Below are 10423 nucleotides of genomic sequence, written 5' to 3'. Positions count from 1 at the left end.
CTGGCGATCGCCGACACCGACAGGCCCTGCAGATGCAAATCCAGTATCATCATCATCTCCCCGATCTTGATCACCGAAATCCCTCTCCCGACCATCAGGAGAAGCATCAACGATCACGCGCCGCCGGTCTCCCGGAGCGCGCTCCGGAACACCGGCGACAGCGCTAAACTGGGGAAGATTCAAACGGCACTTCTGGGGAGTATTGAGCCGGCATCGACAACAGCTACAGGCTGCGCGAAAAGCGACGGTCCGGCCTTCTGCAGAAGGTCGGCTCGGTGCCCGAAACAAACGAAACAGCAAACCAATGAAGGGGTCAGTTCTTCAGTTCGCCAAAGGGGTCAATTCCTGGATTCGTTTGACAGGCACGCTGGTGACGTTGCGATCACCGATTCCCGTGGAAGGGTAAGTGCCATGACCAATCGAGACGTTAGACTGAGCAGAGGCGAGTTGAAAGCGTTGCTGTTGTCGGATGAGGACGNAAGTGCCATGACCAATCGAGACGTTAGACTGAGCAGAGGCGAGTTGAAAGCGTTGCTGTTGTCGGATGAGGACGGCTTTCGCAAGGTATTGCAGACTGTGGTGCAAGAGGCCTTGGAAGCCGAGATGACGGAGGCGATCGGGGCCGAGGAAGGCGAGCGGATGACGGAGCGGGTTGGTTACCGGTCCGGCTAATACGAGCGCAAGCTGGTGACGCGGGTTGGCGTGCTGGAGCTTCGGGTTCCGCAGGATCGGGCCGGCCGGTTCTCGACGGAGTTGTTGAGCGTTATCAGCGCTCGGAGAAGGCATTGGTGTCGGCGCTGGTCGAGATGTACGTGCAAGGCGTGTCGACGCGCAAGGTGAAGGCGATCACCGACGAACTGTGCGGCCATTCCTTCTCGGCCTCGACGGAGCCAGGCGACGGCGCGGCTGGATGAAGCCCTGAAGGCATTCTATGAGCGGCGGCTTGCCGAACCTTATCCCTATCTCATTCTGGACGCGCGCTACGAGCAGGCGCACGAAGCCGGCGTGATCGCCAGCCAGGCGGTGCTGGTGGCGATCGGCGTGGATTGGGAGGGCCGGCGCCAGGTGCTCGGTGTCGAGTTGGCCAACCGTGAAAGCCATTCGAGCTGGCGCGAGTTCGTGGCAGGGCTCAAGAATCGCGGGCTCGACGGCGTCGAGTTCGTCGTCTCCGACGACCATCCGGGGCTCAGGGCGGCAATCCGCGAAGTGCTGCCCGAGGCGGTCTGGCAGCGCTGCAGGTGGGGCTGTTGAATAAGCCTGCTTTTCTGCGGTTGACGGTTGACTCGCATCGGGAGGCTCTGATCTCAGAACTGCCGGTATGCCGTCTCAGAGCTCGTTGACGGGTTCCAGGGGAGTATGAGCATCACCAAACCCAGAAAATGGGCAAGCAAAGCGGCCGCCAGTCGCTTCAGGTTGACCGCCGCCGCGGTGAGATAGGCCTGAATTTTCATGTTGCCGAGGCCGCGCCGGACCGCCCGGGCGAGGCCGTGCCAATTCTTGGCCTCGCCGTGATAGCCTTCCGAGCGCCACCTGTGGCGCTGATAGAGCTGCTTGTCCTCTTCCGACCATCGCTCGCGGCGCCTGCGCGCCCGCAACAAGGCCGGATAGTCGTCGCCCAGGATGACCGCCTTGTTGACCCGCCCTTTGGACAAGCAGATGGAAGCAAGATCGCAGCCGACACAGTCTCGGGCGCGCGAGTAGAAGAAAGCGCAAGAAGAATCTTTTGTGAAGAATGAGGAGCGTGGTCGGGTGCTGACATGTGTCGGGCCTCCGATGCGCGTTAGACATGCCACGGGCCCGTATGGGAGTTCCCGGATCGGATCCAATTCAACCTCGCGCGCTCAAGAGCTGAAACTGACGACTCGAAAAGCGCGCGCAACCAACGATGCATTCAGGAGATCGTGGAAGCCGGAAAGTCGGGGTTATCCAACGTGAAGCTGCCTGCATACCACTAAAGAGCATGCTGGCCTGCGGAATGGGAGCGGGCGCATATGCTGCATAATTGATACTTCTTCACTGCGGACTTTTACTTAGAGTGTAACAAGGATGGAAACAGGCATAAGCACGTTCCCCCGGCTCTTCTTCGTAGAGCTCAGGCGGGACGGCGCGGCACTCGGCGGTCGCCCGAAGACAACGCGGCGCGAAGGCGCAGCCAGGAAGGCGGTTGAGTGGGCTCGGGACCTCGCCGTCAAGCGGTGGGGACTGGCGCCGTCGCCGAGGATCGATGACCGGCACGGCATCGAGCAATGCCCGCGTGTAAGGGTGGCGCGGATCGGCGAAGACCTCAGCGACGGACCCGCTCTCAACGATGCGGCCAAGATACATGACGGCGACGCGGTGCGCGATATAGTCGACGACCCCAAGGTCATGGGTGATAAACAGATAGCTGACGTTCGATTTGGCCTGGAGAGCCTTAAGAAGCTTCAGAATCTGGGCTTGCACCGAGACATCAAGCGCGGCGGTAGGCTCGTCGAGCACAAGCAGCTGTGGTTCAAGCGCCAACGCACGTGCGATGGCAACGCGCTGCATCTGCCCACCCGAGAGCTGATGGGGATAGCGGTTGAGGTAGTCCGCGCCGAGTCCAACTTGGCTCAGCAATTCGCCGGCGCGCCGGGTAACGGCTTCGCGCCGCATGCCTAGAATACCGCTTAGCGGTTCGCCGACGATCGAGCGCACCTTCATCCTCGGATCGAGGGAGGAATGCGGGTTCTGGAACACCACACCGACGTCGCGGCGTGGGGGCATTGTGGTCCCGTGCAGGTGGGCGGTGACTACATTGCCGCCGATCTCGATTGTGCCTAGATCGAATTTCACAAGCCCTAGGAGTGCAGAGGCTAGCGTGCTCTTGCCGCAGCCCGACTCCCCAACGAGTGCGAGCGTCTCGCCCGGCGCGATTTGAAAGCTGATATCGTCCAAGGCCTTCACGGCGCCGTGGCGCGTGGGATAGACTTTGCACAGGCCCTCCACCGAGACCAGGCGAACGGGCGGTGCGGCGTTCATGGTGCCTCCGTGACCTGCTGATGGCAACCGGCATGATGGCACAGCGCCAGGTGGTCCTCGCAAAAGGTCCGGGCCGGCGGATCCGCCTCTGCGCAGATGCCGGTCGCTCGGTCGCACCGGTCGTGGAACGCGCAGCCCATCGGTATTACGCCAGGATCGGGTACATGGCCGGGTATTGAAAAAAGATCGCGGGTACCTCGGCCAACTGCGGGAACCGCGCCCAGCAGCTTTGCCGTGTAGGGATGGCGAGGCTGGTCGATCACCGCCTCCACGCTGCCCATCTCAACGATCCGGCCTGCATACATGACCGCGACGCGGTCGCAAAGTTGCGAAACGAGGCCGAGATCGTGTGTGATGAACACGACGGCAAGGCCCTTCTCATCGGCTAGGCGCCGCAGGAGCCAGATGATTTGTGCCTGGATGGTCACATCGAGCGCCGTCGTCGGCTCATCGGCGATTAAAAGGCGCGGCTGGCAGGCGAGCGCGAGCGCAATCAGGGCGCGCTGGATCTGTCCGCCCGAAAGCTGGTGCGGGTATTTCTCAAGTGCCAGCTCCGGGTCAGGGATGCGCACGGCCTTGAGCTCGCTCAAGGCCACGGAACGCGCTTCGGGCCGGCCGACCGGTCGATGGCAACAGATGACATCGATCATCTGCCGCCCAAGCGTGAAGAACGGGTTCATGGAACGCATCGGATTTTGGAAGATCATCGCAACGCGGCTGCCGCGCATCGCACGCAGTTCGGACTCGGGCCGCCCAATGACCTCCCCCCCGTCGATCCTGATGCTGCCGGTGACGCAGCCAGGCCCCGGCACCATGCCAAGACAGGCGCTCGCGGTCATGGACTTCCCGCAGCCCGACTCGCCCACCAAGCCGAGAACTTTGCCTGCTGCAACTTCGAAATCAACGCCGCGCAGGATCGAAGTCGATCTGAAAAGGCCCGGAAAAGTCACTCCGAGGCCGCTCACCTGAAGAACCGTGTCGCTCATTCCCGTCGGCCCTGCTTTGGGTCCAGAATATCGCGGAGGCCGTCCCCAACGAGATTGAGCGCAAGCACTGTCACGAAGATCGCCAGACCGGGAAACAGAGCAGTCCACGAGTGATCGAGGAAGTCGACCCGGGAATCCGCCGCCATCAGTCCCCACTCGACCGCCGGAGCCCTTGCGCCCAAGCCGATAAAGCTCAGCGATGCCCCGGCCAGGATCGCGTAGCCAAAATCCCCCGAGGCCGCAACGATGACCGGCGTCAGCGAGTTTGGCAGGACGTGGCGAACCAGAATGCTCAGATGCCCCAACCCGATCGTTCGCGCGGCGCCGATGTAAAGTTCCTCGCGCACTCGCAGAACCGCGCCGCGCATGATGCGCGCCGTTCCTGGGAACCATGAGACGCCGAGCGCGATCACAGCGTTCCAAATACCAGGACCGAGTGCAGCAGCGATGGCGATCGGCAGAAGCAGCGGCGGAAAGGCCAAGAAGACATCTGCTATACGCATCAGAAGAAGATCGGTCCTGCCACCGAAATATCCCGCCACAAGTCCGATGGGAACGCCGATGACTAAGGATAGAAGGACAACACATAGGCCGACGAGCAGCGATATCCTTCCTCCATGAAGCACCCTGGCGAAGATGTCCCTACCGAAGCGATCCGTGCCCATCAGATGCTCGGCGCCGGGCGGTGAAAGCCGTTCCGACATCATGATTTTGGTCGGCTCATAGGGCGCAATCCAGGTGGCCAGAACGGCACCCGAAAGCACCACCAGGAGGATGGCCGCGCCCAAAACGAACAGCCGGTGCTGCCCGAAGAATGCTCTTGCACGGATCAGCCGGTCGGGCCGCTCGGTGACATCGGTTTGCATCATCATCTTGATTACGCTGTTCTGAGCCGGGGATCGACGACCGGATACAGAAGGTCGACGATTAGATTGATCAAGAGGTATGTGCCGGCAAGAAAAAGCGTAGCGCCGAGCGAGGCCGGGTAGTCATTCTGCGCGATCGACGAGACCACAAAGGAGCCCAGCCCTGGCCAGTCGAAGACAGACTCGACCACAACGGCTCCGCCCAGAAGATTCCCATAGGTCAATCCAATGACCGTCAGGATAGGTATCAGGGTGGCCTTCAACGCATACTGATAATAGATCGCAGATTTCGGCAGACCATAGGCAAAGGCCGTCCGGATATATTCCTCCTTCAGAACCTCAATCATCATGTTGCGCGTGATGCGTGTCACGGTAGCAAGCAGCAGGATGGTCAAGGTGAGGAGTGGTAGCGCGATATGTGCAAGAGCGCTCGTGAAACCCTCCCAATTGCCGGTAAGAGGGGCATCGATAAGGAACAGGCCGGTGATCGGCTTGATTGGGTTACGCAAAAGGATTGAAGTATCCACGCGACCCTGGAGCGGTAGCCATCCGAGCGCGCCGTAAAAGAGGAGCTGCAGTGACATCGCCAGGATGAAAGAGGGGATCGCGACGCCGGCAACCGAGATCGTCCGGACGACGTTGTCCAGCATTGAGTTCTGCCTTACAGCCGAAAGAACGCCGATCGGAACGCCAATGAGCAGAACGAGCACCATCGCCAAGGTGGTGAGTTCGAACGTTGCGCCGAATCGCTCGCGCACCTCCAACAGCACCGGCCGCTTGGTGAGCAGGCTATCACCTAACTCTCCGCGTATGGCACTGCCGATGAAATTAAGATATTGAACCGCGAGCGGCCTATCGAGTCCGAGTTCGGCCTCGGCCTTCGCGATCATCTCAAAGGATGGGCGGCCCCCCAGCATCAATTCCGCCGGCGAGGCGGGTAGCACCCGGCTGAGCACGAACATGATAGTTATGACGCCAAATACGACCCCAATCAGCAACAGCACTCGCTGAGCCAATAGTACTACTATTGCCATGGTTCCTCCCAGTTTCCTCAACTGCCGAAATACCAGCTATCGGCGCAAATCATAGATGGATAGCCATTCGTAAGCAGGGTTGCTCGCCTCCTCCATGCCCGTGATATTCGATGAGTAGGCGTTGACCCGGTCAGGCTCGGCATAGAAGATGGCAACCGCGTTTTGCATCAATCTGTCCTGTGCCGCGATGTATGCTTTAGCGGCCGCTTCTATGTCGGTCGCTTCCAACTTGACTCCCTGGTCCACCAAGCGGTCATATTCCGCGTCATGGTAGAAGGATAGGTTAAAGGTAGGTTTTTTTTCAGTACGAAAGAGGCTGATGAGGGAATCTGAAGGAGTCGGGTACGCTGGCCACCAAGTCATATAGTTCATGTTCCCCGTCGTCTCAGGATTTCTGGCCTTGCTCAAATAGGTCGAGAATATCTGCTCCTGATCGAGCTCCACTTCCAGCCCGATTGTGCTTGCATTCGCTTGAAAAAGTTGAATTGCGTCGATGTCCTGAGAGTTAGCACCATACAGCGCCTTGATCTTCCAATCGTTCTTAGGAACGCCAGATTCTTCAAGTAGCGTAAGAGCCTTTTGCAGATCAAACATCGGTAGATCGTAGGTGCGGTGACCCCACAGAGTTGATGCGATGGGCGCAACGGGCTTTTTGGCGGAGCCGTGAAAGACGTCCTTCAGTACTGAATCGTAATCCCAAATATGCATTAGCGCTTGGCGAAATTTAAGATTGTTTGTCGGATATTTTTGAGTATTAAGGTAATACAGCTGGGTTCTCCAGCTCGGGGTCAGAGCAACAGCTACATTGGTAAGCGCGTCAAGGCTTTCTATTTGTGACACCGGCACGAGTGCTATATCAGATTCTCCCGATCGCATCATCTGGACGCGGGTGGCAGGCTCGGAGACAAACGGATGAATAACACGCTCAAATTGGCCATTGTGCCATCCATTCCAGTAATCATCGAACTTTTGAAGGACGAGTAGCTTTCCTTGTTGAAACTCAGTGAGCTGGTAAGGACCTGTTCCTATCGCGTGCCCTTGTGTTAGCCATTCGTCACCCTTGTCTACCGCAGCCGGCGCAATCACGAAAGCGCCGTACTGGCCCGCCGCGACCAAGTCAAATGCGATGGGGTTCTTGAAGTGGAAGACTGCGGTGAATGGATCAGGCGTCTCCACGTTTTCCAGACCAGAGTAAAGAAACGCCGCACCCTTGCCTAGATCCCGCACGAACTCAAAAGATTTCTTCACCGCGGCGGAATCAAGCCGAGTGCCGTTGTGAAAGTTAACATCCCGCCGGAGTTTCACGGTCCACGTCTTCGCATCGTTCGCACGATCCCAAGACGTTGCCAGCTTTGGGTGAACCTTTCCATCTTTGTATTCAAATAGCGTCTCATACACATTTCCAAGAACGAAGATTTCCGCTTCGTAATTTGTCGCAGGATTCATGTTTCGGTACGAGTTATCGGCAAGCCAGGTCAGCGTGTTTTTCGTCGGACCTGATTGCGCGACTGCCGACAGACTGGACCAACCCATTCCGGCAAACGCAAGTGACGAACCCACAGCACTCTTGAGTATTTCGCGTCGGTTAACCGTCATTGGAGTAGCTCCTCTCTTTGGGCATTCGTTTGTAAGTAAGTGCTTTCGTCGAGGACGCTGACGCGCCCGCTTTCAACGCCCCGCTCATTGTGCCTGCCAAATACCTACCGAACAGGGGACAATCTTTTCACCGCCCGACTTGTCGGCACAAAGGCGCGATCACGCTCGATCGGAAGTTACATTTCAAGCTATGCTCCGCGGAATACCGGCTGGCTGAGGCTTTCAGGGAAAACTCGGCTATAGATGCGCGCACAGGGGCACATGTCGTGTGAAACTCGCAGCGGGATGGCCGGGCCAACATGCAGTTAACGACCGGCTCATAATTCTGCAGCAAGCTCGGCCATCATACGTATTAGAGCGCTGGAGAAGTTCAAGTCGGAGAGACTCTTGTTCTCGAGCACGCTGAAGTAGATGACAACCGTCCCCGTGTCGGGGTTCACGAGCATGTTCTGGCCGCCTAAGCCGCCGTGGCTGATGAACGTGCCATCGGTGAACATTTGCCGGCTATAGAACATGAATTCGCGAGGCGACGGTAGGGAAGGACCGGGGTTGCGGCGTGTGTCCTCAATAAAGGCGGCATCGCCCACGCGGCGGCCGTCGACACCCTCGCCCTTTCGTGCGAAGAGCAGGCCGTAGCGCGCGAGATCCCGGGCAGTGAGGCAGGCTCCGCCGCAGACCAGCGGCACGCCCTCGCGGTCGCAGGTTATGTGGAAACAACCCTCCAGGCCAGCCGCCTCGACGATCTCGATCAGCCAGTCGCGAAGCGATCGCCCGCTGGCGCGTTCGATAATCCAGCCGATGACATCGCTGTTGGTCGACTTGTAAAGGTGGTGGCCGGTGCGATTCGCCAGGTCGTCGCCGGCGATGCCGCGGATGAAAGAGCGGGTTGTCTCCTCCTTTGCGCCCTCCGGCGGAAGGCGCCAGCCGAAAGCGGCGTCGAAGGCGTAGATCGCCGCTTGAGTGTCCTCGTACTCCTCGGTGAAGTTATTGGCGACGTTCATATCGGCGACGGCCCTGACGGTCGCCTCAGCGTACCCTGTACCTATCTCCGGGAGATAGGTGCGTACCTTTTCGTCGAGATTGATGAGACCGTCGGCTAACGCGCGCCCGAGCATCAGGTTGAGCGTCGTCTTGGTGATCGAACAGATGGGGTGCGGCCTCTCGGGCCCGAAGTCAGGCGCATAGGCCTCGTAGAGTATGCGCTCGTCTCGCACCACGACGAAGGCCGAGAAATGCGGCATTGCTAGGAATCGCGCAACCCCCGTTCGCTCGCCGATCGTCCAATCGATCTCCTTATTAAGCGGCAGGACACGGGGCGCGCGCAGTGACAAGGCGTAGCGCGCCGTGGTATGGAGGTTGTGGAAGCCGCGACGGCGGTAGTCGGGCAGCTGCCAGCGCGGCTTGTTGTCGAACAGAGTGACGAGGTCGGGATTGGCGACTGAGGCGAGCGTCATGTGGTGGGCCCTTCAATTGTCACGTTGTTTCACCATTTACGAGTGCCGACCTTGCTCAGGTTGCATTCGGGGAGGTCTCCGTTCTCCGGGACTTCCATCGCCCAAGATCGCCATGGCGATCTTGGCACCGCGATCGAAGCGAAGCTTTGTGCCCAGTCGAAGAAGCCAGAGCGCGGCTTCCAAGCGCAAGGGGCCAAAACGATGCCCTGGCTCAGGTGCGGTAGATAGTCTGCGGTGGTGTTCACAAGAGCCGCCTTCAGCATGTTGGATGCAAATAGAGCGCTGGGTTCTTGTCGCTCTGTCTAAGTTAAAGAGCGCTGTACGCCCCTCCTCACAAACTCGAGCGCCCGTCGCACGCTGATGACTCCGTTATGATGGCATTCTCTGGTGCGATTTCATCGGCATCGCGCGTCTAAGATATGCAACAGCCACTCTTCTCGTTCTGGCACCGGATCGTAAACGATGACATCTAAACCCCCCACGCAAAAAGTGCGCAGCCCATCCAGCTCCTCGAGAGCGGCCGGTTGTGCGACTTCGCCCTGTAGACCATGAGCGTTCAGGTATTTCTCAAGAATGCGTTCCGATCCTCAATTGGATCGCGCCTGCGGCGCGAGCGCTCTGGACCGCGGCGCCGCTCTTTTGAAAGAGCTCGTTTGAATTGCACAGTCTTTCATAATTCTCTCGCAGTAACTGATTTCCTTCACAGCGGAGCTCATATTACCACTCCCGCCGCATTGGATAAATTAACTTTTCGAATGCAGTCATCGACCTGGTGAATGGGTCTCGCGCGTGATCTACACCGGCCCGCTGGATCCCCACCCCCAAGGCGGCCTTTGTCACTAGGCTTCGACCCGGCTAAGTTAGTTCGCCCTGAAAACTCTTGCACCCCTTGCGTTGCAGGGATTCCCATCGGGTTTGAAGTATTCGAGAATGCCGGAACCACCTTTGATCCCGTCGTTTTCCGGTGTTTTTGCAATGCTTCCAGCCCGTCCGTCGTCCGGTAAGAATGATTTGTTCCGCGAGCGCCTTGACGCCATCATGAATCCGCGCCATCCGCTGGTGCGGTTGTCGGTATTGATGGAGTGGGCGCGCTTTGACCAGGCGTTTGGCGGATTTTAGCGCTCGGTCGGCAGGCCGGCCAAGCCGACGCGGTCTGCATTACCTCAAGTAGGTCCACGACCTGTCCGACGAAGAAGTGGTGGAGCATTGGGTGGAGAACCCTTACATCAGGCTTTTCCTTGCCTAGTCCTACTGCGTCATAACGTTCGGGCCTGACTGAGACTGTCCATGGCCCTTGTGCAGCACGGACATCGTTGAGGGCGGCTGGCCAGGGCCACGGTCAGGGACGGCGGCCGGCCTCGTCCGCTCCAAGGCTTTGGCGGCAGGGGACTCTCGCCTGGACGCTAGACGCTGAGCGTACGCCTCCGGCGAGGGCCGCCTTGCGGGAGCATGGCCCGGTAGCGAAGCTGCGCTCTTAAGGTCGTCCT

The 10423-nt window shown here is 59.0% G+C and carries 6 protein-coding genes and 3 pseudogenes; 2 read left to right on the top strand and 7 right to left on the bottom strand.

Annotated features, from left to right (window positions below; translation table 11 throughout):
• Window positions 1-486 precede the first annotated feature (486 nt).
• Window positions 487-1236, top strand: a pseudogene (locus X773_RS72660) (IS256 family transposase); the annotation flags it as partial.
• A 68-nt stretch (window positions 1237-1304) separates the two neighbouring features.
• Here the strand turns inward: X773_RS72660 and X773_RS72655 are convergent.
• From X773_RS72655 to X773_RS72625, 7 genes and pseudogenes are all read right to left on the bottom strand, one after another.
• Window positions 1305-1706: pseudogene (locus tag X773_RS72655) on the bottom strand (transposase); the annotation flags it as partial.
• Between the two features lie 307 nt (window positions 1707-2013).
• Window positions 2014-3000, bottom strand: a complete 987-nt coding sequence (locus X773_RS72650; protein ID WP_023680753.1) for an ABC transporter ATP-binding protein — start codon at window positions 2998-3000, stop codon at window positions 2014-2016.
• The gene (locus tag X773_RS72645) at window positions 2997-3986 is read right to left on the bottom strand and encodes an ABC transporter ATP-binding protein (protein ID WP_023680752.1); all 990 of its coding nucleotides are present in this window, start codon (window positions 3984-3986) and stop codon (window positions 2997-2999) included. The genes X773_RS72650 and X773_RS72645 overlap by 4 nt, the downstream gene beginning before the upstream one ends.
• Window positions 3983-4858: an ABC transporter permease gene (locus X773_RS72640; protein WP_023680751.1), complete on the bottom strand. Its 876-nt coding sequence runs from the start codon at window positions 4856-4858 to the stop codon at window positions 3983-3985. The genes X773_RS72645 and X773_RS72640 overlap by 4 nt, the downstream gene beginning before the upstream one ends.
• A 5-nt stretch (window positions 4859-4863) precedes the next feature.
• Window positions 4864-5886: an ABC transporter permease gene (locus X773_RS72635; protein ID WP_031213350.1), complete on the bottom strand. Its 1023-nt coding sequence runs from the start codon at window positions 5884-5886 to the stop codon at window positions 4864-4866.
• 36 nt (window positions 5887-5922) lie between these two features.
• On the bottom strand, window positions 5923-7482 hold the full coding sequence (locus tag X773_RS72630) for an ABC transporter substrate-binding protein (RefSeq protein WP_031213348.1): 1560 nt from the start codon (window positions 7480-7482) through the stop codon (window positions 5923-5925).
• Window positions 7483-7799: 317 nt separating this feature from the next.
• Window positions 7800-8936 (bottom strand): serine hydrolase, encoded by a 1137-nt coding sequence (locus X773_RS72625; RefSeq protein WP_023680748.1) that lies wholly within the window; start codon window positions 8934-8936, stop codon window positions 7800-7802.
• Between the two features lie 975 nt (window positions 8937-9911).
• Between X773_RS72625 and X773_RS75930 the strand changes: the two are divergent.
• A pseudogene (locus tag X773_RS75930) lies at window positions 9912-10173 on the top strand (IS5/IS1182 family transposase); the annotation flags it as partial.
• Window positions 10174-10423: the final 250 nt, after the last annotated feature.

It is taken from the genome of Mesorhizobium sp. LSJC280B00, from assembly GCF_000502835.1.
In the GTDB taxonomy this organism is placed as follows: Bacteria; Pseudomonadota; Alphaproteobacteria; order Rhizobiales; family Rhizobiaceae; genus Mesorhizobium.
Note: the sequence above shows the minus strand (reverse complement) of the source record. Positions and strands in the feature narration are given on the sequence as shown.